This window comes from Klebsiella aerogenes KCTC 2190, from assembly GCF_000215745.1.
Lineage (GTDB): Bacteria > Pseudomonadota > Gammaproteobacteria > Enterobacterales > Enterobacteriaceae > Klebsiella > Klebsiella aerogenes.
The window spans coordinates 256,364-280,313 of the sequence record NC_015663.1 but is presented as its reverse complement, the minus strand read 5'-3'; the positions used below and the strand labels follow the sequence as shown (position 1 = coordinate 280,313).

Annotated in this window: 26 protein-coding genes; 15 read left to right on the top strand and 11 right to left on the bottom strand. The window is 55.0% G+C overall.

The features are described from left to right. Positions 1-232: 232 nt before the first annotated feature. The 7 genes from EAE_RS01385 to EAE_RS01355 are packed head-to-tail and all read right to left on the bottom strand — an operon-like array spanning position 233 to position 7,151. Positions 233-1,177 carry an oligopeptide/dipeptide ABC transporter ATP-binding protein gene (locus EAE_RS01385; protein WP_015703225.1) on the bottom strand — a complete coding sequence of 315 codons (945 nt, stop codon included), beginning with the start codon at positions 1,175-1,177 and terminating at the stop codon, positions 233-235. Then, complete coding sequence (locus EAE_RS01380; protein WP_015703224.1) at positions 1,170-2,159, bottom strand: ABC transporter ATP-binding protein; 990 nt, start codon at positions 2,157-2,159, stop codon at positions 1,170-1,172. The genes EAE_RS01385 and EAE_RS01380 overlap by 8 nt, the downstream gene beginning before the upstream one ends. Beyond that, on the bottom strand, positions 2,159-3,052 hold the full coding sequence (ddpC, locus tag EAE_RS01375; protein WP_015703223.1) for a D,D-dipeptide ABC transporter permease: 894 nt from the start codon (positions 3,050-3,052) through the stop codon (positions 2,159-2,161). Before ddpC ends, EAE_RS01380 begins: the two co-directional genes overlap by 1 nt. Continuing rightward, positions 3,053-4,072: an ABC transporter permease gene (locus EAE_RS01370; RefSeq protein WP_015370098.1), complete on the bottom strand. Its 1,020-nt coding sequence runs from the start codon at positions 4,070-4,072 to the stop codon at positions 3,053-3,055. It abuts the gene before it with no gap. Between the two features lie 60 nt (positions 4,073-4,132). Next, the gene (locus EAE_RS01365) at positions 4,133-5,695 is read right to left on the bottom strand and encodes an ABC transporter substrate-binding protein (RefSeq protein WP_015370099.1); all 1,563 of its coding nucleotides are present in this window, start codon (positions 5,693-5,695) and stop codon (positions 4,133-4,135) included. After that, positions 5,692-6,273, bottom strand: a complete 582-nt coding sequence (ddpX, locus tag EAE_RS01360; protein ID WP_015370100.1) for a D-alanyl-D-alanine dipeptidase — start codon at positions 6,271-6,273, stop codon at positions 5,692-5,694. The genes EAE_RS01365 and ddpX overlap by 4 nt, the downstream gene beginning before the upstream one ends. 11 nt (positions 6,274-6,284) lie before the next feature. After that, positions 6,285-7,151 (bottom strand): MurR/RpiR family transcriptional regulator, encoded by an 867-nt coding sequence (locus tag EAE_RS01355; protein WP_015370101.1) that lies wholly within the window; start codon positions 7,149-7,151, stop codon positions 6,285-6,287. A 309-nt stretch (positions 7,152-7,460) separates the two neighbouring features. Between EAE_RS01355 and EAE_RS25445 the strand changes: the two genes are divergently transcribed. Beyond that, positions 7,461-8,246 carry a CatB-related O-acetyltransferase gene (locus EAE_RS25445; protein WP_015703222.1) on the top strand — a complete coding sequence of 262 codons (786 nt, stop codon included), beginning with the start codon at positions 7,461-7,463 and terminating at the stop codon, positions 8,244-8,246. Positions 8,247-8,256: 10 nt separating this feature from the next. Continuing rightward, a complete protein-coding gene (locus tag EAE_RS01345; RefSeq protein ID WP_015703221.1) occupies positions 8,257-9,018 on the top strand; it encodes a transporter substrate-binding domain-containing protein in 762 nt (253 codons plus the stop codon). Between the two features lie 50 nt (positions 9,019-9,068). Here the strand turns inward: EAE_RS01345 and EAE_RS01340 are convergent, their stop codons facing one another. Then, a complete protein-coding gene (locus tag EAE_RS01340) occupies positions 9,069-9,677 on the bottom strand; it encodes a hypothetical protein (RefSeq protein ID WP_047079396.1) in 609 nt (202 codons plus the stop codon). A 171-nt stretch (positions 9,678-9,848) separates the two neighbouring features. Next, positions 9,849-10,643, bottom strand: a complete 795-nt coding sequence (locus EAE_RS01335; protein ID WP_015703218.1) for an SDR family NAD(P)-dependent oxidoreductase — start codon at positions 10,641-10,643, stop codon at positions 9,849-9,851. 363 nt (positions 10,644-11,006) lie between these two features. Between EAE_RS01335 and EAE_RS01330 the strand changes: the two genes are divergently transcribed. Next, a complete protein-coding gene (locus EAE_RS01330; protein WP_015703217.1) occupies positions 11,007-11,819 on the top strand; it encodes a DUF4225 domain-containing protein in 813 nt (270 codons plus the stop codon). Between the two features lie 7 nt (positions 11,820-11,826). On the opposite strand, the gene EAE_RS01325 is transcribed toward EAE_RS01330, so the two are convergent. Further along, positions 11,827-12,153, bottom strand: a complete 327-nt coding sequence (locus EAE_RS01325; RefSeq protein ID WP_015703216.1) for a hypothetical protein — start codon at positions 12,151-12,153, stop codon at positions 11,827-11,829. A 295-nt stretch (positions 12,154-12,448) separates the two neighbouring features. Between EAE_RS01325 and EAE_RS01320 the strand changes: the two genes are divergently transcribed. After that, the gene (locus EAE_RS01320) at positions 12,449-13,339 is read left to right on the top strand and encodes an MBL fold metallo-hydrolase (RefSeq protein WP_015703215.1); all 891 of its coding nucleotides are present in this window, start codon (positions 12,449-12,451) and stop codon (positions 13,337-13,339) included. On the opposite strand, the gene EAE_RS01315 is transcribed toward EAE_RS01320, so the two are convergent. Continuing rightward, positions 13,287-14,174 (bottom strand): LysR family transcriptional regulator, encoded by an 888-nt coding sequence (locus EAE_RS01315; protein ID WP_015703214.1) that lies wholly within the window; start codon positions 14,172-14,174, stop codon positions 13,287-13,289. The genes EAE_RS01320 and EAE_RS01315 overlap by 53 nt on opposite strands. Positions 14,175-14,403: 229 nt before the next feature. Here EAE_RS01315 and EAE_RS01310 point away from each other — a divergent pair, with 229 nt between their 5' ends. The 11 genes from EAE_RS01310 (at position 14,404) to EAE_RS01260 (ending at position 23,946) form a co-directional block, all read left to right on the top strand. After that, positions 14,404-15,786, top strand: a complete 1,383-nt coding sequence (locus tag EAE_RS01310) for a DHA2 family efflux MFS transporter permease subunit (protein ID WP_015703213.1) — start codon at positions 14,404-14,406, stop codon at positions 15,784-15,786. A gap of 184 nt (positions 15,787-15,970) precedes the next feature. After that, a complete protein-coding gene (gene ccmA / locus EAE_RS01305; RefSeq protein WP_015370110.1) occupies positions 15,971-16,594 on the top strand; it encodes a cytochrome c biogenesis heme-transporting ATPase CcmA in 624 nt (207 codons plus the stop codon). Then, positions 16,591-17,250: a heme exporter protein CcmB gene (gene ccmB, locus EAE_RS01300; protein WP_015370111.1), complete on the top strand. Its 660-nt coding sequence runs from the start codon at positions 16,591-16,593 to the stop codon at positions 17,248-17,250. Before ccmA ends, ccmB begins: the two co-directional genes overlap by 4 nt. A gap of 33 nt (positions 17,251-17,283) precedes the next feature. Beyond that, complete coding sequence (locus EAE_RS01295) at positions 17,284-18,030, top strand: heme ABC transporter permease (protein WP_006798169.1); 747 nt, start codon at positions 17,284-17,286, stop codon at positions 18,028-18,030. Then, the gene (gene ccmD / locus EAE_RS01290) at positions 18,027-18,251 is read left to right on the top strand and encodes a heme exporter protein CcmD (protein WP_006798167.1); all 225 of its coding nucleotides are present in this window, start codon (positions 18,027-18,029) and stop codon (positions 18,249-18,251) included. The genes EAE_RS01295 and ccmD overlap by 4 nt, the downstream gene beginning before the upstream one ends. Then, positions 18,248-18,724 carry a cytochrome c maturation protein CcmE gene (gene ccmE / locus EAE_RS01285; protein WP_015703212.1) on the top strand — a complete coding sequence of 159 codons (477 nt, stop codon included), beginning with the start codon at positions 18,248-18,250 and terminating at the stop codon, positions 18,722-18,724. Before ccmD ends, ccmE begins: the two co-directional genes overlap by 4 nt. Next, positions 18,721-20,673, top strand: a complete 1,953-nt coding sequence (locus tag EAE_RS01280; protein WP_015703211.1) for a heme lyase CcmF/NrfE family subunit — start codon at positions 18,721-18,723, stop codon at positions 20,671-20,673. Before ccmE ends, EAE_RS01280 begins: the two co-directional genes overlap by 4 nt. After that, positions 20,673-21,230, top strand: coding sequence for a DsbE family thiol:disulfide interchange protein (locus EAE_RS01275; RefSeq protein WP_015370115.1), 558 nt, complete (start codon positions 20,673-20,675; stop codon positions 21,228-21,230). Before EAE_RS01280 ends, EAE_RS01275 begins: the two co-directional genes overlap by 1 nt. Further along, entirely contained in the window at positions 21,227-21,694 is a 468-nt protein-coding gene (locus EAE_RS01270) for a cytochrome c-type biogenesis protein (RefSeq protein ID WP_015703210.1), read from the top strand. The genes EAE_RS01275 and EAE_RS01270 overlap by 4 nt, the downstream gene beginning before the upstream one ends. After that, positions 21,691-22,557, top strand: a complete 867-nt coding sequence (gene ccmI / locus EAE_RS01265) for a c-type cytochrome biogenesis protein CcmI (RefSeq protein WP_015703209.1) — start codon at positions 21,691-21,693, stop codon at positions 22,555-22,557. The genes EAE_RS01270 and ccmI overlap by 4 nt, the downstream gene beginning before the upstream one ends. Positions 22,558-22,782: 225 nt before the next feature. Then, on the top strand, positions 22,783-23,946 hold the full coding sequence (locus EAE_RS01260; protein ID WP_006798114.1) for a NapC/NirT family cytochrome c: 1,164 nt from the start codon (positions 22,783-22,785) through the stop codon (positions 23,944-23,946). The last annotated feature ends 4 nt before the right edge of the window (positions 23,947-23,950 follow it).

The following is a 23,950-nucleotide window of genomic DNA, read 5'->3' as shown; positions in this document are numbered from 1 at the left end:
CCCGTGCAAGCGCAGCGCCGCCGGGCAATATCCGCGGATAAGACACCGCTTTTGCGCCGGATGGCGGCTTCGCCTTATCCGGCCTACGGTCTGTGCGCTCCCTGCGCCATGAGAGCCATAACGCAGAAGAAATATCGGGAGCGCAATGTGCTCTGAATTAACACAAAGCACATGTTTTCCGTACACAAAACCGTTGCAAACCGATAACAGTAGCACCGGGCGGCGCCCGATCTCATCTTATTGTTTGCGCTTTCCAGCAGCGGACCTGCGCGCCATTCGCTTGCGCCTCCAGCGGCTGCGGCCGTTCGCAGCCCTGGCTGGCGTAAGGACAGCGTTCCCGAAAGAAGCATCCCGTCGGTAGCCGGCGGTTGCCCGGTAGTTCGGTATTGCGCACGCCTGCGCCTAATGGCGAACCGATGCGCGGTACCGACTCCATCAATAGCCGGGTATAAGGATGCGCGGGGCTATCCAGCACCTGCCGCGCCTCCCCCATCTCAACGATTTGCCCGAGATACATCACCGCCACCCGATCGCTCATATGGCGTATCACCGAGACGTTATGCGAAATCAGCACGTAGGTGAGATTCTGCCGCTGCTGGAGTTCGACCAGCAGATTAAGGATCTGCGCCTGCACCGAGATGTCCAGCGCCGAAGTCGGCTCATCAAGCACGATTATCTCCGGCTGCGACGAGAGCGCGCGGGCGATGGCGATACGCTGGCGCTGGCCGCCGGAAAAAGCGTGCGGCAGCCGATCGAGATATTCGCTACGGATCCCCACCTGTAGCGCCAGCTGCTCGGCGAGATCGCGACGCGCCTTTTCAGGCATGCGCGACTGGATCCACACCGGTTCGGTGATGGTGCGCCAGACCGGTAGCCGCGGATCCAGCGATGAGAGCGGATCCTGAAACACCATCTGCATGCGTCCGCTCTGGTTTTCGCCGCGCGCCGGCGCGCGGGTGAAGTGGCCGGAAGAGGGCTTTAACATCCCCATCAGCAGCTTCGCCAGGGTGCTTTTCCCACATCCGGATTCGCCAACGATCCCTAAGGTTTCGCCGCGCCTGGCCGTCATATCCAGCCCGTTTAGCGCATAGACGCGTTCGATGACTTTCCCGCGCCAGTTTTTCTGCGCGGCAAAGGTCAGGTGCACATCATTGAGGGTTAATAGCGTCTCAGACATGGGCGTTCTCCCGTTGCGGGTACCAGCAGGCAGCCTGTCTATCGGCGGCGCTATCATGAGCCTGCAGCGTGGGGGTGATACCGCAGGCTTCACCCGCGGCGAAGCAGCGTTCGCGGAAGGCGCAGCCGGCGGGAAGACGCGCCAGATTCGGCACGGTGCCGGGAATAGAACGTAGCGGCGTGCGCGGTTCGCCATTGTCGGGGGCGCTGTTTAACAGGCCAATAGAGTAGGGATGCTGCGGCTGCTGCAGCACTTCTCCGGTGTTGCCGCTTTCAATGACCGCGCCGGCGTACATGACGTACAGCCGATCGCACACCTGAGAGACCACTGCCATATCATGGCTGATAAACAGCACCGCTGTGCCGGTCGCCTGGGCCTTTTGCTTTAACAGGCGCAGTACCTGACGCTGCACGGTGACGTCCAGCGCGGTGGTCGGTTCGTCGGCAATCAGCAGGTCGGGTTCGCAGGAGAAGGCGATAGCGATCATCACCCGCTGGCGCATGCCGCCGGAGAGTTCGAAGGGATAGCGCTTGAGCACGCTTTGCGGATCGGCAATTTGCATATCCGCCAGCAGCTCGACGGCGCGGGCGCGCGCTTCACGCAACGACATGGGACGGTGCTGGCGGATGACGTCTGCCATCTGCTTACCGATGCGTCGGGTGGGGTTAAGCGCGGTCATCGGCTCCTGAAAAATCATCGCGACCTTGCTGCCGCGAATATCGCGTAGCGTTTTTTCCGTCAGGTTGAGCATATCGTGACCCATCAGGGTGATAGCGCCGCTATGAATATGATAGCTGCCGGCGGGAAGCAACCGCATCGCCAGCATCGCGGTCACCGATTTACCAGAACCCGACTCGCCCACCACGCCGACGATTTCACCGCGATCGATGTGCAGCGAGATATTATTCAGCACGTTGACCTGGCCCTGATAGACCGGGAAACTCAGGCGAACGTTATCGATAGTTAAGACCCGATTTTCCATTAGTTGCGCCCTCCGGCTTTGGGATCCAGTAGATCCTGGATGCCATCGCCAAACAGGTTAAAGCCGACGGCGGTGATCAGGATCGCCGCGCCGGGGAAGGCGCAGTACCACCACTGATCGAGCACGTAGTTGCGGCCGTTAGCGACCATCGCGCCCCATTCCGCGGTGGGCTGCTGGGCGCCGAGGCCAATAAAACCGAGCGTGGCGGCCATCAGGATCGCGCTGCCGATATCCAACGAGGCCTGCACCACCAGCGGCGGCAGGGCGTTACGCAGAATATGCCAGCTGATCAGATGCCAGCGCGAGGCGCCAAACGTCACCGAGGCCTCGACGAAAGTATGCTGACGAACCACCAGCGTCTGGCCGCGCGCCAGGCGCACGTAAAATGGAATACGCACGATGGCGATCGCCAGCATCGCGTTGAACAGGCTCGGGCCTAACGCCGCCGCCAGCGCCATGGTCAACACCAGCGACGGAATCGACAGCATAATGTCCATCAGACGCATAATCAGCGCGTCGCTGCGCCCGCCAAGCACCCCGGAGAGACAGCCCAGCAGCGAGCCGCTGATCCCGGCGATCAATACCACCGCCAGCCCGGCGGCCACCGACTGCTGGCTGCCGATCAGTACGCGGCTGAACAGATCGCGGCCAACCTCGTCGGTACCAAACCAGTGATCGAACGACGGCGCCTGCAGACGCGCGGCAAGGTTGATAGCGTTAGGATCGTGCGGCGTCAGCCACGGCGAGAAGATCATTAAAAACAGCATGATCAGCATGATCGCTGCGCCAATCAGCGTTAGCGGGCTCTGGCGGATCAACCACCAACGACGCTTCCAGTGGCCGCTTTTTTCAGCCTTTGGCCGTGGAAGCGGTTGTTCCTGAGTCATCATCACTTAGCTTTCTCCCCGACCCATGCGCGGGTCGATCCATAAATAGAGCAGGTCGACTACCAGGTTGACCAGTACGTAAGCAAAGGAGACCACGATGGCGAAGCCCATCACGGCGGGGAAATCGAGCGCCTGAATCGAAGACACCACGTAAGCGCCCATTCCAGGCCAGGCGAACACCGTTTCCGTGAGCACCGCGCCGTACAGCAGATCGCCCAGCGCCAGCCCGAGCACGGTGATGGAGGGGATCAGCGCGTTGGGTAGCGCATAGCGCACCACAATGGTGAATTTCGGCAGGCCGCTGGCTAACGCGGTCCGAATGTAATCCTCATTGAGCTGCTCGAGCATTGCCGAGCGGATCTGCCGGGCGACGATGCCAAGATGAACGAAGGCAAGGGTGGCCGCCGGCAAAATGAGGTGCTGCAGGGCATTGAAGAAGACTTCAATATTGCCTTCCAGCAGTGAATCCAGCAGATAAAAACCGCTGACACGGGTGGGCGGATCGAACCAGTCATCGAGCCTGCCGCTGCCGGGTAGCCAATCGAGCTTGCCGTAAAACAGCACGATTACCCCGAGACCGAGCCAGAACGCCGGGGTTGAAATGCCGGTCAGCGCCATCAGGCGCACCAGGTGATCGGTCCAGCGATTGCGGTAAACCGCCGACAGCACGCCGAGCGGGATGCCGACCAGCAGGGCAATCAGCAGCGCGCAAAAGGCCAGCTCCAGCGTCGCCGGGAAGAAGGTCTTTAAATCTTCCAGTACCGGGCGGCCGGTGCGAATCGAGGTGCCGAGATCGCCGTGGAGCAGGGCGTCAACGTAGCGGGCAAACTGCTGCCAGAGCGGTAAATCCAGCCCCAGCTGCTGGCGAATATGGCGGACGATTTCATCGCTGGCGCGATCGCCCGCCAGCAGCCGCGCCGGGTCGCCGGGAATCAGGTGCGAAATAATAAAGGTAATCACGCAGACGCCGGCGACAACTAAAATCAGCCCCCAACAGCGCTGCCGTATTAAACCCCAGAAACTCATGATGGCGCTCCTCGGCCGGGCCTGCGACGGCCCGACTCGACAAGATGGAGAGACGGCCCGCTACTTGTGCATGTCGGCGATATTGTAAATCTGCTCAAGCATCGGGTTGAAAACGAAGCCTTTCACCTCCTTGTTCATGGCGACCTGATAGTTCTTCTGGAACAGGTAGACGTAGGCGGCGTCATCAATGACGGTTTTTTGCGCCTGCTGATAATCTTTGGTCCGCGCCGCCTGATCGGTGGTGGCAACCGCCTGTTTCAACAACGCATCAACCTGCGGGTTATCGTAGAACGCGCGGTTTCCCGGCAGCCCTTTTTTGTCCGACTCGAACCAGTAGTTCATAAACATATAGGGGTCAGCGAAATCCGGGCTCCAGTTACCGATAGCGATGTCGTAATCACCTTTACCCACACGCTCGCGCATGGTGGCGTTGGCCAGTTTCTCCAGCTTGACCTGGATACCCAGCGCCTGCAGGTTGGCCTGAGTGGAGAGCGCAATCGGCTCCCAGTTCGGATCGTTATCAGAGTAGAGGAACGTCAGCGTTTTCGGCTTATCCGCTACCTTGTCCAGCGCCGCTTTGGCTTTGTCGAGATCTAATGAATACTGCATGGCGCTGGCGTCGTAACCCCACATGCCATCGGGGATCGGCCCGCGCATCTGCTTACCGTTACCGCCGAGAATGCCGTCGACCATGCCTTTATAGTCCGTTGCCCACGACACCGCGCGGCGCAGATCCGCCTGGTTCATCGGCGCTTTGCTGTTGTTGAGATACAGATAGGTGACGCGCAGCGCCGGATAGTCGTAGACCGTCACCTTGTCCTCTTTCTTCAATGCCGCAAACTGATCGACCGGCAGGGCGTCGGCGATATCCAAATCGCCCTTGGTCAACTGCAGACGGCGAGCGGCGCTTTCGCCGATGATTTTCACCGTGACGCGCTTAAAGGCCGGCTTGTTGCCGCTGAAGTGCGGGTTGGGTACCAGCACCAACTGTTGGCCTTTCTGCCAGCGCTGCAGGCTATACGCGCCGGAGCCTGCGGTGTGCTCGGCCAAATAGGCGCGGGCGTCATCGGCGGCGTTGGCTTTCAGCACCGCCGGGTTAATGATGGAGGCGCCGTCATTGGCGAGGGTATGCAGGAACGGCGCGAAAGATTCCGGCAGCGTGAAACGTACGGTGGCCGGATCGACGACATCCACCTTCAGCCCGCTGGGAAACGCCTCCGATGGCCCCTGTTTAATGCGCATCAGGCGTTCAAAAGAGAGTTTGACCGCCTCTGCCGTCACCGGCGAGCCGTCGGCAAACTGCGCGCCTTTGCGCAGAGTGAAGGTCCAGGTTTTGCCGTCGTCGGAGGCCTGCCAGTTTTCGGCGAGATCGCCTTCGACATCGGTTGAACCTTTGCCATTATCGGTTTTGTATTTGACCAGCCGCTGGTAGGCCGGGTAGGTCACCGTCCAGTCGTTGTTATCGATGGTGACGGCCGGGTCGAGCGTTTGCGGGTCGGCGGCTTTGCCGATCACCAGCATATCTTTCGGCACCGCGGCAAAGGCGGAAGGGATGGCGGCGCAGAGCGCGGCGGCTAACAGTAACGGGCGAAAACCTACGGATGCTGGGCGAGTCATGTTCATGGTGAAACTCCGTCAATCTGAGCGGGGGAGAAACAGGCGAAAACATCATCGAGTAGCGGATAACCGGCCGCGTCCGGTAGTTCGAAGTGCCACCATTCCGTGGTAATACCTTTAAAGCCGCCGCCGAACATAATGGCGTTCAGCAACAGGCGATTGCGCTGGGCCTCCTGAGCTACCGCCGGGTGGTAGGGATGCGAGCGATCGTCCATTTCGTCAAAGGCGGTGCCCATGTCGAGTAGGTTGTTATGTTCATCGAGTAGCGTTACGTCGATGGCGGTGCCGCGGCTGTGGTTGGAGCCGATATTGGCCGGTACGACATAATCCTGGTTCGGGCAGGCATTCCACAGCAGCTGCTGGGCGCGCTGTGGACGATAGGCGTCAAGTACCAGCAGGCGATAGCCCGCCAGCGCGGCGATGGCGATAGATTTCTCCAGCGCGACGGCCGCGTCGGGGTGCAGCAGGCAGCGGGCTTCGCGGTAAATCGGTTGGCCGGTAATGTTATCGGCGGTAGCGTATTTCAGGTCGACAGGCAGCGTGGGAAAACGCGCGGCGATATCCACCAGGGAAAGATGGCTCATCGAAAATTTCCTTAACGTTCAAACTGACCAAATTCCTGCTGCAGCGCGCGGTTCGCGGCAAGGCGGCTGGAGAGGCTCGGCCCCAGCCGTTCCACCACCGCGGAGAGCAGCAGATTAAAAAGGCAACCGATCGGCGCCAGCGAATCCCAGAAGTGGCCGGTATCGGTTTTTACCTGTAGTAAATCAACCGGATAGTCGCGCGCCCACGGACACCAGATATCGGTGACCAGCGCGGTGGCAACCCCGCGTTCGCAGGCGACCCGGCAAAACTGGCGCGCGGCGACGGAGTAAGCGCGGGTATCGGTCAGCACCACATAGGGGCGCTGGTATTCAGAATTCAATGATTCCAGCCAGCTACCGGAACTGCCGTCGGCGTAGGTCACGCGCGGGCGCAGGTATTCCAGATGGCTGAAGAATGTGTTGGCGATGCCGCGGGTCGACTGAATGCCAATGATGATAACCGCGTCGGCCTCGGCGATGCGTTGACTGACGCGGGCGAAGGTCGGTTCCTGCGCCAGTTGATAGACATAGCGAATGGCATCCAGCTCCATCTGCAACGACAGGCTGGCGCGATCCGGCTGCGCCTGCTGCTGTGACCAGGAGTCAAGCCGGTCAATCACTCCCCACTGGCGGTAGGGTGTTGAAGCGGGCTCCTTCAGGCTGTGCTTCACGTCATCGAGATTGCGATAGCCCAGCTTGCGCAGATAGCGGCCTACGGTTATCCCGCTGGTGCCGGTGGCCTGCGCAATGCTGTCGGCGGTCTCAAACGGGATATGCTCCCGATGGCTTAACAGCCAGCTGCCAATACGCTTTTCGCTCGGCGTGAGCTGGCTGAAAGTGGATTCAATAATGTGAAACAAGCCGTTGCTATCGTTCATCTCTGCCCTTAATGATAGTTCGCTCTCATTTAACAGAATTCTGATACTCAATTAACAAAGCACGATGTGTGCCAGCTATTGCGGGAAATAGTATTTCCCGCAATAACGCTAATCTATTGGGAAGTGTGCGGATCCTGAGCGTAGGATTTGGTTATTCATTGCACAAATAAGGTGCAATGAATCCTGGTTGTGCATCACAAAACAAAAACATTTCATTAACATTTTGTGATGTGGATAAAGCATGGATGCTATCAATAGGAGGTGTGCTGGCTGGGTGACGACATTACGCTGGACAGGAAAGGGTGAAAAATGAAAATCGCATTTGGCGAAATAAGATCGTTATTACAAAGTCAGCGTATTTTCCTCGGCGGGCAGAGGCTGGTTTGCGACCATCCGTTTTATCGTGATGAGCAACCAATTGAAGTACCAGAAAATTTATGCACTGAACCTTATACCACCTATTGGGGGCGCTGTGGCGAGCGGTTGGCTTCGCTGGGGGCTTTCAGTTACACCCGTACGTTGTTGCCGGCGTTTATTCAGGTTGGGCGCTACACCTCAATCGCTGATAGATTACAGGTATTAGGCGATCGTCATCCCTTAGAGTGGGCAAGCTCCAGCCCGGTTTTTTACGCCCGTCATTCAGCGCTAATGGAAACCCTGGCAGCGGATAACGGACGGGAAAACCATTTTTACGCTTTTGAAAAACAGACGCGCCCCATCGTGATTGGCAATGATGTCTGGATTGGACAAAACGTGACGTTGGCGCAGGGGATTACCATTGGCGATGGCGCGGTTATCGCCGCCAACGCGCTGGTGGTGAAAGATGTTGCCCCGTATACCATGGTTGGCGGGAACCCGGCGAAGCTCATCAAATATCGTTTTGCCGAACCGATTGTTGAGCAGCTGTTAGCGCTGCGCTGGTGGCAATATTCTGCACAGGATATTGCTATGTTTCCGGTGAACGAGGTGGCGCGCTTTTGTGAATTACTGCGTCATGCGCAGGAGCAAGGTGAACTCACGCCGCTTGCGCTACCAAAGCTGACGGCAACGGTGGTGAAAACCGTAGTCTCTGGCGGCATGAAGATGAAATCATAAGGAATTTAAGATGAAGTTAAAGTTGGGTGTGGCCCTGATGGCGGCGGTGATAGCCTGCGGCGCCCAGGCGCGCGATATGCAGTCAATTCAACAAAGCGGCGAGTTAAAAGTCGGCGTGCCGGGGGACTACGCGCCGTTGGCCTTTCATAACGGCGCCGGCGAACTTATCGGCTATGACGTCGATATGGCGCACGATCTGGGTAAAACGCTGGGAGTGAAGGTGACGTTTATTATCACCAGCTGGCCAACGTTATCGACTGATTTAAAAGCCGATAAGTTTGATATCGCGATGGGAGGCGTAACGGAGACGGCGGCACGGGCAAAAGATTTCTCCCTGAGCCATCCGGTGGTGGCCAATGGTAAAATCGCGCTGGCGAACTGCAGCGCCGCGTCAGCGCTCGGCAGCCTTGAAAAAATCGACCAGCCGAATGTGAAGGTGATTGTGAACCCCGGCGGTACCAACCAAAGTTTCGTTGATGAGCATATCAAGCATGCGCAGATCATCCGCGTGCAGAACAATGTCGATAATCTGCAGGCGCTGCGGCAAAAAACGGCCGATATGATGGTGACCGACCTGATAGAAGGGGATTACTACCAGAGCAAGGAGCCCGGCGTGTTCTGCGTGGCGAATGAGACGCCGTTCCCCGGCACCGCCAGCTATAAGGTTTATATGATGAATAAGGATAATCCGGCGCTGCTTGAGAAAGTGAACCACTGGCTGGATAGCCAGGACAAAAATGTGCTCAAGCGGAAGTGGAAAATTCAGGGGTAATTCATGATTCGCGCTGCCGCCAGAATGCGACATTCTGGCGGCGCAGTGGATTAGCTTTTCTGCCGCGCCTGATAGCGGAAGTAGCAGTAGTAGCCAATTGAGGCGGTCAGACAAAGCATATAGCCGAACGACTCGCTACCCTCTTCAACGGTGTTTTTCACCACCCGCGCGTAGTTTTCATCGAGTACGGCATACCATAAGCCATGCATGCCGAACAGCCGTGAGAAGACCAGAATCGCCAGCAGGCCGCTTATCATCATGCCGTAGTAAGGCGTGCGGGTGTATTGCGCCAGTTGCGACAGCGTTTGACGAGCGTGGCGCAGCGGAGCGATTAGCGCGGCTATCGTCGTTGCCAGCGCGAACCACACCCAGCTACCGTGAGTAATAAGATCAAACAGCGCATCCAGTTCGCGGATCAGCATCGCCAGGAAGAAGCCGCCAACGAGGATATTACAGTAGCGCAGGAGCTCATATTTTTTCGCCAGCAGGAAGTGCATCAGCACGATTACCGCCAGCACGCCCTCCTGCACTACCTCGGTGAGCGAAATCTCCGGGATATCGTTGCCAAACACCCGGATATCCATCCATAGACAAAGTACCGCGATGGCGGAAGCCGCCGCTGCGCCGAGAAAGAAAAGTAAGCTTCTGATGACAGACATTAACACCACTATTTATGTTCAAAACAGCAATGATAAATATCGTGAATGTGACTTCCTGTTCACTTTGTGCGACATCGCGGCGTGTTTTAAACCTTTTGAGCTATTTAGCGCTAAATAGCGCAACTGCAGGTGAGAAAGGGGAGCTTTGCTCCCTTTGCTTAGCGGGGTAATTCAGACAATATCATCGACTACGCCGCCATCGACCCGCAGCGCGGCGCCGGAGGTGGCGGATGCCTGCGGCGAACAGACGTAGACCACCATATTGGCCACCTCGTCCACCGAGGCCGCGCGCTGAATAACCGAAGCGGGGCGTTGCGCCATGACAAACTCTTTCGCCAGTTGTTCCAGCGGCTTGCCGGTTCGCGTGACCTCATCTTTCATCATTTCGGCAAAACCGTCAGAAAGGGTTGGGCCGGGCAGCACGCTGTTTACAGTGACGCCGCTGCCGGCGACGTATTTCGCCAGCCCGCGCGCCAGCGACAGTTGCGCGGTTTTGGTTACGCCGTAGTGGATCATGTCGGCGGGAATATTGCGTGCCGATTCGGAGGAGATAAAGACCACCCGACCCCAGCCTTTACGCACCATGGCGGGCAACAGCGCGCGTGACAGGCGAACGCCGGACATCACGTTGGTTTGCCAGTAGTTTTCCCAGGTGGCGTCATCGGTGGCGTAAAAATCCTGCGGGCCGTAAATACCGGCGTTATTCACCAGGATATCGACTTCATTTACCGCCTGCAGCAGTTGGCCGACGCCCGCGGCATCACTGAGATCGGCCACCGCGGGATAGGGCCGGAATCCCGGCACCTCCTGTTGCAGCCGTGCCATCGCCGCATTAACGCTATGTTCGCTGCGGCCGTTGATAATCACTTCCGCGCCGCTGGCCGCCATCCCTTTGGCAATGGCATAACCGATGCCGGCCGTGGATGCCGTCACCAGCGCGACTTTCCCCGATAAATCAATATTCATGGTTGAGCCTTTTTTATGGAATGGAGTAGTAAGCGTAGCAGGTGGGGATTGCGCTGATGGGGGCGGGGAAGGAAGTTTGAGGGTTGTTGTGGGGTAATATAGAGAATTAACATTAGGTTCTAAAAATGAAATGTTTTTAAATATTACTAATGCGGTGATGCGTATTAATTTATATTAATTTTTTCTGAATGTGCTGCTTTTACGCTATTAATATATATATCGGGGTGATTATAAACGCCATTAATCATTCACGTGATGATTTAAATAGGTGAGGGAGTCCTGTCTGGCTTTACAATTTTGTTCTACAAGACAGCTGAATCATGTTAGGTTAAATAAAATAGCCACATGCAGTAAGGATTGATAATGGATATTTATATTGGCAATTATCGTTTCTCAACTTATTTTTCTACTTTGGCCGCAATGGAAGCTAATAGCTTGATGAATACAGCTGTGGCCGTGTCTGCTTTTCATTTAAGCGATGCACTTACACGTATAAGATTTCAGGAGGAAGTAAAAAACTTTGCGCACCAACAATTACTTTTTATTAAAAGCAGCGCTAGTAATGAAGAATGTCAACATTACATTCGTAATCTTATTGAAGAAAGAAATAATCTTAAAATACAGGACCGCATGTTAAGAACAGGGGAGTCTGTAGTCGCTGCTTCAGTTAAAATATATCAAGAGAATAGAAAGGTGGCCAGCTATATCATCGATGGAATAGGTGTGGTGGTGGCTGGACTGCAAATGGTTGCTGGAACTGGCGTGTTTGCCACATCGTTGCCAACCGGTAACGTTATAGGAATGCTTGCGGGAGCAACTTTATTTCTCAATGGCGTTTCGTCTGTCGCAGAGGGTGTCCAGAAGCTCTCCGGTTCAGATAATCCTTCGAATCTTATGCGAGATGCTTATGAAAATTCAGCACAATTTCTAGGGTTTGATCGCAAGCTCGGTCTTTTAGCATACCAGTTCGTTGATCTAGCAACATCATACTATGGACTTTTCAAGCTCACGTTAAAACCGGACGTCTGGCGGTTATATCGATATACCGCACCTGATTTCTATCGGAAAGTCTCGGCCATGAGTCGTGCAGCCCTTGTAATTAAAGGTACAGGTGCTGGTTGGAAAGGACTACAGATAGGGAATAACATTTATGAAATACAACATGGTCGAAATTGAACAATTTTCATTTCGAACCCTTAACAAATCTCCAGGCCTTCCATGAGAGGTCTAACGGGATAACGTAATAAATGATAGCTATCCCTATAATCATCGCGGGTATATAGCTTAAACCCACTGCTATGGGATAGAAGATTAGTGCGAAAATAGCTAACGAAAATAGTAAAGCTAAACAGAGGGCTCCCGCGTAAAAACGTTTTCTTAGGTCAGTAATTAATGTCGTTAATGATTCACCAGAGTTTTCCTGTCGGGACAGGATTTCTTTCAGACGGGATATGTTCTTATCACTAAAACCGTTATCAACCAAATCTTTTTCAGTAATGTTTGTTTTCATCAATTGGCATCCATTGAAAGCATTAGCAGGGATAGTCTACATTTATATGAACAGGTTTTGAACTCATATTTTGTTGCCGTCACCAGCGCGACTTTCCCCGATAAATCAATATTCATGGTTGAACCTTTTTTATGGAATGGAGTAGTAAGCGTAGCAGGTGGGGGAAGGGGGCTTCGGTCAGCGGCAATCAACAATATCGATGGTGATATCGAAATTATCCGTTAGAGCATAGCGGTGAGAGCCTCTAATAATGGAGGCTGTTTTTGGCGATTACACTGATACTGATGAGTAAACGATGAATACTACTTTTCCCAGTATAGTCCTCGGCGATATGCGCGTTACTGCCGTAAGCGATGGCTATTTGCAGGTAGGTTTTGGCCTGTTAACCAAAATTGATGAAGACGAGTGCAGAAACATCCAGGCTAACGCCCGTATCGCACAACCGAATGCGGTCAACATAAACACCTTTCTGGTACAACAAGCCGGGATGAATATCCTGATCGATAGCGGCGCTGGCGGCGTTAAGGGGTGGGGAGGCCAACTGATCAATAATCTGGCTAAACTTGGCGTCAAACCAGAGGATATTGACGCCGTACTGTTGACCCATGCGCATCCCGATCACATCGGTGGCTTAATTAATTCGCAGCAAGACGCGGTATTTCCTCATGCTGAATTGATAATACCTCAAGATGAATTCAGTTATCTCGAAGATGACCGTAATTTGGTTACGGCCAGTGAACGCGTTAAAGGTAATGTTATGTTCGCGCGCAGCGTGTTTAAACAATATCAGCATCGTTTACGGCTGATTGATGAAGGCGAGGTGTTTGCTGGTATCAGTGCCCTGGCATTAAAAGGACATACGCCAGGCCATACGGGGTATCTCCTCTCTGGAAGCATAGAACGCGTATTAGTGTGGGGGGATATTGTGCATTTTCCCCATATTCAGCTATTAGACCCCGAGGTCACAATAGCCTTCGACTTCGACCCGCTTTTGGCGCAGGAGACGCGCATTCGCCTTCTTGAAAAGGTCTGCGCTGAACAGATACTGGTTGCCGGGATGCATTTTGATACAGCAGGTTTCGCCAGGATTAAAAAATGCTCGTCCGGCTATCAAATTATCCCGGCGGACGGAATTAATAGCCAGTCTCACGCAGCCGTGGATCCTGAAATACGGATGCCACCATGAGGTTCAACTGCTGCAAATCGAAATGGGCGCCCTCAGGGCGGCAGAGCAGCTCAATTCCGAAATCATTAAATTCACCTGTTAATGGATGGATTTTTATTTTTTGCTGGATCTCATCGCTGATTGAGCAACGCAGCACCAGCGAGACCCCTTTGCCATCGGCGATATTTGAGAACAGCACCGGGTAAGAGCCGCACTCCACGACGCGCCTGGGAGTAATGTTGCCTTCACGGAATAACATATCCAGATTGCGCGTTGAAGTTGCGCATTTTTTACTACTCAATAAAAAGACATTGTCATCCAGAGCGGAGGTCGCGGTGATGGCTGGATGATCTTTCGCGGTGATAATCACTAACTCACTAGTGAGCAACATAGCGCGCGTATGCTGTGGGGAGGAGAAGCCCGCGCCAATAATGACCGCATCATATTCGTGTCTATCGAAAGCATTAAGTAAACTGCTGGTATTGCCGATTGAAACATCAATATCCCAGCCTAAGTCATGGCCTGAATCAATCAATGCGCTGATAACATAGGGCGGCAAACATTCAATGATGCCGATTTTAATCGTTAATCGGCGTCTTTTTGAAAGGGTAATGTTGTGTTTGCAATCATCCGCCAGGTTAAGCATTTTGAGGGCATATTCATATAATATCTTTCCCTGCTCGGTTGGGATGCACCCCTCGTTCTTCCTGTCTAATAGCGTGGCATCCAGGCTACTTTCCAGGCTGCGTATCCGATGGGAAATACTGGATTGCACTCGATTCAGACGTTCTGCCGCCAGGGTGATATTCCCCGTTTCCACAACAGTAACGAACGCCAGAAGTTCATTAAGCTTCATCTTAAACCTTATATGAGCGTTATTTTCTATCCGCCAGCATATTTATAAATTTTGGTGACTACTTTGTCATCAGATTTTTAATTATTGACGAATATAGCGATGATTATCGCGGTGACGAACGGCCATCGATTTTTTCGCTAATAATCTCGATTTTATTCTCTGGTTTTTCCCTCTGGCGACATTCATAACAATAAAACCATTTGATCTGTTTTGATAAGGACCTGCGGATATGTCGCTGGTAAGTAGTTGTTCACTTGATCAAGGTTTTGAGGCACCGAGGCGCTATTTAGCCGCCGCGGCCATATTAATTGGCGTGCTAATGGCGGCGCTGGATAGTTCCATTGTCAATGTCGCCTTGCCTTCGATTGCCAGTGCGTTACGGGTCGATTCGGCGTCCGGTATCTGGATCACCAACGGCTATCAGGTAGCCAGCGCGGCGACGATGCTGATTTGCGCGTCGCTGGGCAGCAGAATCGGTGAGAAGCGTTTTTATACGGCGGGAATGGTGTTATTTACGCTCTCTTCGCTGGGCTGTAGCCTTGCGCCGACCTTTGGCGTACTGGTTACCATGCGGATACTGCAAGGGGTAAGCTATGCGGTCATGATAAGCGTGGGGCTGGGCTTGTACCGGGTTATTTTCCCACCCTGCGCGCTAGGAACGATTTTCGGGCTGAATGCGCTGGCCTTCGCGGTTGGCACGGCTATCGGTCCGGCGCTGGGCGGATTTATCATCTCGTCGCTCTCCTGGCCGTGGCTTTTCTATATCAATATCCTGCCTGGCGGCGCTGCGATTGTTTTCTCCTTGATTTCATTAGGGGAGGATAACGAAAAGGAGCAGGGCTTTGATTGGGCCGGGGCCGTGAGTTCAGCGGCGGCATTAGGCTTGATGGTGGTGGCGGTCGATCAAATTGGCCGCTGGGAGGGCCGAACGCTTATCTACTGCGCGGTGGCATCAGTGGCGTTATTTGCCTTCTTTTTTATCGCCCAGACGCGAGCAAAGCACCCCTTATTGCCGCTTGATATATTTCGCTCACGCCAATATACCCTGGCGGTGATCTCGTCCAGCTCTTTGTTCATCGCCCAGGGAATGGCATTGGTCGGTTTACCGTTTGTATTGCAACATACCTACCATTACTCAGTACTGGAATCGGCGTTTATCTTTACGCCGTGGCCGGTGGCGGTCGCAATCTGCGCCCCGCTGGCGGGAAGCTTGTCAAACCGTTTTAATCCGACGCAGATTTCAACTGTCGGGGTGGTTATCTTTTGTCTTGGCTTAGGCTCGCTGGCACTGTTGCCGGGCGCTGCAACGGTGAATGATTTTCTGTGGCGGACCGCCGTTTGCGGGGTGGGGTATGGCTTATTCCTGCCGCCAAACAATAAGGAGATGTTTGCTAATGTCTCAGCAAATCGCACGGCAACGGCCTCCGGGGTATTATCCACCGCCAGGACGACTGGGCTGTCCATTGGTGCGGCGCTGGTGGCGATGGTTATAGCGCTGTTGAACGGCTTAACCGGTCTCGCCGGCGCACAATTTTCTGTTTATGTGTTTGGCCTCGCCTGCGTTATTGCGGCGATATCCTCTCTTGCCAGTACCTTACGTTTGCATCGCTAAAGAAGGGAATGCCGGTAGTGGCGAAAATGCAACCGTTACTGGCACGTTCGATTATGAGTTTTTAGCATTTTTACCTGTTTAGCGGCGGTTCAAAATTTTTAATATATTCAGCAAAACAGATTGTTTTCTTTCGTTATAATAAGGCACTTGAATGCGCTGACCCCCGAACTGGACCTGCTTTCTGATGCTGGAAATAAAAAATATCGCCTGCCTGCGGGATGAACGAACCCTTTTTACCCACCTATCGTTTGCGGTACAACCCGGCGAGATTATTCAAATTTCAGGCCCCAACGGCGCGGGTAAAACCTCGTTATTACATCTCTTAACCGGGTTATCGACGCCAGAAGAAGGGGAAATTCTCTGGCAGGGCAAACCGCTGCGGCGTACTCGCGATAGCTGGCACGCGCAGCTCTTATGGCTCGGTCATCAGGTGGGGGTTAAAGGGGCGCTAACGGCGGACGAAAATCTGCGCTTTTATCATCCCGAGGCGACCATTGAGGCGCGCTGGCAGGCGCTGGCGCAGGTTGAGCTGGTGGGCTTTGAAGATGTTCCGGTAGCGCAACTCTCCGCCGGGCAACAGCGGCGCGTCGCGCTGGCGAGGCTTTGGCTCAGCCGCGCGACGTTCTGGATTTTAGATGAACCCTTCACCGCGCTCGATGCGGCTGGCGTGCAAACGCTGACCACCCGGCTGGAGCAGCACGTCGGCCAGGGCGGTGCGGTCATCCTGACCACCCATCAACCTCTGCGCCCGCTCTGCGTTCCTTTACGCACGATTATGCTGAGCGACGATGAGGCGGTCGCGGCATGATCAAGCAGATATTCTGGCGCGACCTGCGCCTCGCCTTTCGCAATTACGCCGAAATTATCAACCCGCTGTGGTTTTTCCTGATTATTATCACTCTGTTCCCCCTCAGTATCGGCCCTGAACCGCAGCTGCTCCGGCAGATTGCGCCGGGCATTGTCTGGGTGGCCGCGTTACTCTCTTCGCTGCTGGCAATGGACCGGCTGTTTCGCGATGACTGGCTGGATGGCTCGCTGCAGCAACTGATGCTGATGCCGGTGCCGCTGTCGCTGGTGGTGCTGGCAAAAATCGCGGCGCATTGGGTGGTCTCCGGGCTGCCGCTGCTGATAATCTCTCCGCTGATCGCTATGTTATTCGGACTTTCGACGGCGGAGTGGCAGGTGCTGGCCCTGACGCTATTGATGGGCACGCCAACGCTGAGCTTTATTGGCGCCATCGGCGTGGGGCTGACCGTCGGCCTGCGGCGCGGCGGCGTATTGCTGAGCCTGCTGGTGCTGCCGCTGATGATTCCGTTACTGATTTTCGCCACCGCCGCCGTGGGCGCGGCGCAGATGCAGTTGCCGGTTGACGGCTATATGGCCATTCTTGGCGCCTTTCTGGCGGGAAGCGCCACCTTAAGTCCGTTTGCTACCGCGGCGGCACTCAGAATTAGCGTGCAATAATTCCCGTTCCCTCGGGGCAATGAGGCAAAAAAAATGTGGAAAGTGTTACATCAACTCGCCATTCCAGAGCGCCTGTATAGCGTATGCGGACGATTCATTCCGCTGATGGCTATCCTCAGCGCGCTGTTTCTGGTGGTGGGCTGCGTCTGGGGATTTGTCTACGCCCCGGCAGATTATCAACAGGGTGAAAGCTATCGCATCATGTATCTGCACGTCCCGGCGGCGATGTGGTCGATGGGGATTTACGGCTCCATGGCCGTGACCGCTTTTGTCGGCCTGGTCTGGCAGATGAAAATGGCGGATAAAGCGGTGATTGCGATGGCGCTGCCAGGCGCGGTTTACACCTTTATTGCGCTGGTGACCGGTTCCGCGTGGGGAAAACCGATGTGGGGAACCTGGTGGGTCTGGGATGCGCGTCTGACATCCGAACTGGTCCTGCTGTTTTTATACGTCGGGGTGATTGGCCTGTATCACGCTTTTGACGATCGCCGGCTGGCCGGGCGCGCCGCCGGGATACTGGTGCTGGTTGGGGTGGTTAACCTGCCGATTATTCATTATTCCGTGGAGTGGTGGAACACCCTGCATCAGGGCTCGACCAATATGCAGAAAACCATCGATCCGTCGATGCGCATGCCGTTGCGTTTAACCATTTTCGGTTTCTTATTCCTCTTTATTACTCTGACATTAATGCGTATGCGTAATTTAATTCTGTTGCAGGAGCGCCGCCGCCCGTGGGTCGTGGCGCTGGCTGGCGCTAGTAAACGCGAGGAGAACTCATGACCAGCGCTTTTCACTCCTGGAGCGATTTCTGGCAGATGGGCGGCTACGCCTTTTATGTCTGGCTGGCGGTTGCAGTGACGGTCATCGCGCTGCTGATTTTGTTCATCCATACCCGCTGGCAGCGCCGGGCGTTGCTGGCGGATGTACGCCGGCAGATGGCGCGCGAGCGGCGGGTATCGGCGGCGCGTAAGCAAAGCACAATGAAGGGAGATGCGTTGTGAATCCTCGGCGTAAAGTACGTCTCTGGCTCGCCTGCGGAGTGATTGGGGGGCTGGCGCTGACCGTTGGTCTGGTGATGTATGCATTAAGCTCCAATATCGATCTCTTCTATACCCCAGGCGAAGTGATATACGGCAAACGGGAAAATGGCCAGAAGCCAGAGCCGGGACAGCGTCTACGTATCGGCGGCATGGTGATGCCCGGCAGCGTGAAGCGTGACGATAAAACCCTCGATGTGACCTTCAAACTCTATGATGCCCGCGGCGTCGTCGAGGTGAGCTATACCGGGATACTGCCGGCGTTGTTCCGCGAAGGGCAGGGGGTCGTAGCCCAGGGGACGTTGCAGGACGGGACGCATATCCGCGCGAAGGAAGTGCTGGCGAAACACGATGAAAATTACACCCCTCCGGAAGTGAAAGAAGCGATGGAAGAGAATCATCATCCGGCTGAGAAGCCACAGGGAGCCGCGCAATGATCCCTGAAATTGGCCTCTTCCTGCTGTGCCTGGCGCTGGGCATTTCCTGCCTGCTGGCGCTATTTCCCTCCTGGGGCGCGATGCGGCAGGATGCGCGGATGATGGCGCTGGCGAAGCCGCTGTCGGTAGCGATGTTTGCCGCCATCCTCGGGGCGTTTCTCATTCTGGTGTATGCCTTTGTGGTGAATGACTTCACCGTTCTGTATGTCGTCAGTAACTCGAATACGCTGCTGCCGGTGTGGTATCGCGTAGCGGCGACCTGGGGGGCCCACGAGGGATCGTTGCTGCTGTGGGTATTGCTGATGAGCGGCTGGACCTGCGCGGTCGCGGCCCTGAGCCGTAATATTCCGCTGGAAGCCTCTTCGCGGGTGCTGGCGGTGATGGGGATGATCTCTTTCTGCTTTCTGGCGTTCATCCTGCTGACCTCAAATCCCTTCGTGCGAACGCTACCTGATTTCCCCATCGAGGGGCGCGATCTGAACCCGATGCTGCAGGATATCGGGCTGATCTTCCACCCGCCGATGCTGTACATGGGCTATGTGGGTTTCTCCGTGGCCTTCGCTTTCGCCATTGCGTCGCTGATGACCGGGCGTCTTGATAGCGCGTGGGCGCGCTGGTCACGCCCGTGGACGCTGGCGGCGTGGAGCTTTCTGACGGTCGGTATCGTGCTGGGGTCGGCGTGGGCCTATTATGAGCTCGGCTGGGGCGGCTGGTGGTTCTGGGATCCGGTAGAAAACGCCTCCCTGATGCCGTGGCTGGCGGGAACGGCGCTGATTCACTCGCTATCGGTCACCGAAAAGCGCGGCAGCTTTAAATCCTGGACCGTGCTGCTGGCGATTCTGGCGTTCTCGCTGTGTCTGCTGGGCACTTTCCTGGTGCGTTCCGGGGTACTGATTTCCGTACACTCCTTCGCTTCCGATCCTACGCGCGGCATGTTTATTCTGGCGCTACTGGTGATCACTATCGGCGGTTCGCTGCTGTTATTCGCCATCAAAGGCGGCAAGGTACGTTCCCGGGTGCGTCACGAACTGTGGTCGCGCGAGTCGCTGCTGCTGGGCAACAATGTGCTGCTGATTGCCGCCATGCTGGTGGTGCTGCTGGGGACGCTGCTGCCGCTGATACACAAGCTACTGGGGCTAGGCAGCATTTCTATCGGCGAGCCGTTCTTTAATTCCCTCTTTATTGCGCTGATGATCCCGTTCTCGTTGCTGCTTGGGATCGGGCCGCTGGTGCACTGGCGTCGCGATGAATTCCACAAGCTGCGTAAGCGGCTGCTGATTGCAGCGGTGGTTGCCGTCGTACTGGCCATCGCACTGCCGTGGCTGATGCAGGATCGTATTAAAGCCATGACCGTAGTTGGCCTGCTGATGTCGCTGTGGGCATTCGTGCTTACCGTGATGGAAGTGGTGGAGCGCGCCACCGATCGCCACCCCTTCTGGCGCGGGCTGACCCGCCTCGGACGCAGCCATTGGGGAATGGTCGCCGGCCATGTGGGGCTGGTGGTCACCGTCATTGGCATTGCCTTCAGTCAGAATTACAGCATTGAACGCGACGTGCGAATGAAGCCGGGCGATAGCGTCGATATCCACCAGTATCACTTTGTGTTCCGTGACGTGCGGGATATCACCGGGCCGAACTACTTTGGCGGTGAAGGGGTGATCGAAGTTTCGCAGAATGGCCGTCACGTGAGTACGCTGCGGGCGGAGAAACGCATTTACAGCAGCAGCCGGATGGAGATGACCGAAGCCGCCATCGACGGCGGGCTGGTACGCGACCTGTACGCTGCGCTGGGTGAAGAGCTGGCCGACGGTAGCTGGGCGGTGCGCTTGTACTATAAACCTTTTGTTCGCTGGATCTGGTTCGGCGGGATGTTAATGGCGTTTGGCGGCGTGCTGTGCATCCTGGACCCACGTTACCGCTTACGTAAATCACTGCCGGAGAACGCGTGATGAACCGCAAAGTCTTATATTTACCGCTGGCTATCTTCCTGATTCTGGCGGCGGCGCTGATGTGGCAACTGATGCGCAATAGTGACGGCGACGATCCTACCGTGCTTGAATCTGCGCTGGTGGGTAAACCTCTGCCGGATTTCCGCCTGGCGTCGCTGGAAAAACCGGATGTCATGCTGGATCCCTCTAACATTATCAATGGTAAACCGGTGCTGATTAACGTCTGGGCCACCTGGTGCCCCACCTGTCGGGCGGAGCATCAGTATTTGCGCTCCCTGGCGGCGCAGGGCATTCGCATCGTTGGCATCAACTATAAAGACGATCGCCAGAAAGCGGTGAACTGGCTGCACGAATTGGGCAACCCGTATGCGCTGGGGGTGTTTGACGGCGACGGCATGCTGGGGCTGGATCTTGGCGTGTATGGCGCGCCGGAAACTTTCCTCATCGACGGCAAAGGCATTATCCGCTACCGCCATGCCGGCGATGTGAACGAGCGGGTCTGGCAGCAGGAGATTCTGCCGCTGTGGAATAAATATAGCCAGCAGGGGGGCGCGTGAAATATCTGCTCATCACTTTACTGACGGCGCTGTTCTCGTTTCAGGCGCTGGCGGCGATTGATACCTATCCATTTAAAGATGAGGCTCAGGAGCAGCAGTTCCGCCAGTTGACCGAACAGCTGCGCTGCCCGAAATGCCAGAACAACAGTATTGCCGATTCGAACTCGATGATTGCCGCCGACATGCGCAAAAAGGTCTGGCAATTGATGGAGCAGGGACAAAGCAATCAGCAAATCACCGATTACATGGTGGCGCGCTACGGCAACTTCGTGACCTACGAACCGCCGGTGACCCCAGCGACGATTATCCTCTGGCTGCTGCCGGCTTGTTTCGTTGTGGGCGGCGCGCTGGTGATTTTCCGTTTAAGCCGTCGCTCACGGGCTGAACGCATCAGCGAGCTGAGCGCGCAGGAACAGGAACGCTTAAAGGCGCTGCTTGATGACAATAAAAGGACCCTGAAATGATTGTCGCTTTGCTCATCATGTTGGTGTTACTGCTGGGAACCGCGGCGCTGCTGTTTATTCCGTGGAGCGGCAGGCAGCGCGTTGACCGCAATACCATGAACCATATGATTTATCGGGCGCGCCTGCAGGAGCTTGATGAGGATCTTTCAGCGGTGAACGCGGCGCAGCAACAGCAGCTGGTTGACGATTTACGCTTGAATTTATTGGAAGATTTGCCCGAATCTGCCGAAACGAATCACAAAAATAGTAGTTATTGGGTGTATATTCTTGGGGTTATTATACTAACCTCTTTATGCGTAGGGGTTTTTATCCGAACGAGTTACATGACCCGCGTGGTTGAGTGGCAGCAAGTTGTCCAGCAAACGCCGCAGCTGATGCAGCGGGTGATGGATCCACAGGGTAAACCGTTGTCGGAAGAAGAGCTGTTTCGACTGGCGCTGGGGCTACGCACCCGCCTGCAGCAATACCCGGCCGACCAGCTGAGCTGGACGATGCTCGGCAGGCTGCAACTGGTGCTCAATAATCCAGGCGCCGCGTTACAGGCGTTTGATAAGGCGCGACAGCTGGCGCCAGGCAACGCCGATGCGCAGCTGGGATATACCGAAGCGTTACTTCACTCTACGGATCCCAACGATAGCCGTGAAGCCCAGCAACTGCTCGATACGTTGCTGAAGAATAACCATAACGATGTGCGGGTGCTTAGCCTGGCGGCGTTTAACGCCTTTGAGCACCAGCAGTATGACAAAGCGATCGCAGCGTGGCAGCTGATGCTGCAACTGTTACCGGCGGATGATGCTCAGCGAGAAATTATCATTCGTAGTATTGACCGGGCTAAAAAAGAACAAGCCGCTATTCTGCAATAATTAAAATAACGTGAGTATTGCTCGAAGGCATATTGGATTTGCAATGGGTTATCGCTCTGAAATCACAGGATAATCATCCCCGGCTGATTATCCTGGCTCCGAAAATTTCCAAAAATTTAGTTGGATTAGAAGGTGAGTGCAATCGTTATAGATTTATTTATATAACGATTGCCATCTGGCAGGGACTTTTGCGTCTTTCATTTAGGAAAAGGGTTAAATAATAAGATGAGTAAACTTTCACTGGAACGCTCTGGTAGGCGAAAAATTATATTTATCGCCTTGCTGGTTGGGATCATTATTGGCGTGGTATTGCTGGCTGGTACCGCGACTATTATGCATAAAACCAGCGATACCGAATTTTGTGTGTCATGTCATACCATGCAGCAGCCTCTGGCGGAATATCAGGGCAGCGTGCATTTCCAGAACGATAAAGGTATTCGCGCCGAGTGCGCCGATTGCCACGTTCCTCATCAGCCGATCGATTATATGCTGACCAAAATTGGCGCCCTGAAAGATGTCTGGGGTGAAATGACCGGCAAAATCGACACTCCGGAAAAATACGAGGCGCATAAACTGGCGATGGCCCAGAGCGTCTGGGATGGGTTGAAGAAGAGCGATTCGGCGACCTGCCGTTCCTGCCACGACTATAAAGCGATGGATATTCTGGCGCAGACTCCTGAAGCCCGTAAGCAGCATCCAGTGGCGATCAAAGAGGGCGAAACCTGCATCGACTGCCATAAAGGCGTGGCGCATATTCTGCCGAACATGAGCGGCCTGGCGGCGGCAGGGGCCAGCGAGCTCGCTAACGCGGCGGCGAAAACCCCGGCGACCGCGACTACCCTTTACACCATTCAGACCCAGCCGTTCTGGCTGAGCGAGAAAGCAGGCGACCATAACGACGGTAACCTGATGGCCTCCACTGAAGTGAAAGTGGTGAAGCGTGAAGGCGACATGGTGCTGGCGGATGTTCATGGCTGGCAACAGGATGGCGTCACCGAAGCTTTCTACGCCGCGCGCGGCAAACGCATTATGAGCGCGCTGCTGGGCGAAGAAGCTCGCAAAGCGTTAAAAGTCTCTGGCTCCGTTACCGATGAAGAGACCAAACAGGTCTGGCATGAAGTCGATCTGCAGGTCTGGCTGCCGGCGAAAAATCTGATTGGCGATCAACAAAAAATCTGGAGTTACGCTTCTGAATTAATGGCTAACAACTGTACCGGCTGTCATGGCCTGACCGAGTTGAATCGCTTTAACGCCAACCAGTGGATTGGGGTGGTTAAAGGTATGTCCGGCCGTACTTCACTGACTCAGGAACAGGTTCGTCTCCTGACCCAGTATGTACAAAAACATGCGAGCGACATGCCAGCAGCGGCCAATCAGGACAAACAATAAGGAG